We start from the raw sequence: 337 nt of genomic DNA on the forward strand, positions 1-337 counted from the left end.
ATCCTCAAGGCCTATGACGGCCGCTTCAAGGACATCTTCGAGGAAGTCTACGAGAGCGAATTCAAGGATCAGTTCAAGGAAGCCGGCATCACTTACGAACACCGCCTGATCGACGACATGGTCGCCTCGGCGCTCAAGTGGTCGGGCGGCTACGTCTGGGCCTGCAAGAACTATGACGGCGACGTCCAGTCCGACACCGTCGCTCAAGGCTTCGGCTCGCTCGGCCTGATGACCTCGGTTCTGCTGACGCCCGACGGCAAGACGGTCGAAGCCGAAGCCGCTCACGGCACGGTCACCCGCCACTACCGCCAGCACCAGAAGGGCCAGGAAACCTCGA

The 337-nt window shown here is 61.7% G+C and carries 1 protein-coding gene; it reads left to right on the top strand.

From position 1 onward, the window contains the following. Positions 1-337, top strand: a 337-nt coding sequence (locus tag C3Y91_RS06065; protein ID WP_246780179.1) for an isocitrate/isopropylmalate family dehydrogenase, incomplete at both ends; no start/stop codon positions are given.

Source organism: Rhizobium ruizarguesonis (assembly GCF_012349115.1).
Taxonomy (GTDB): Bacteria; Pseudomonadota; Alphaproteobacteria; order Rhizobiales; family Rhizobiaceae; genus Rhizobium; species Rhizobium ruizarguesonis.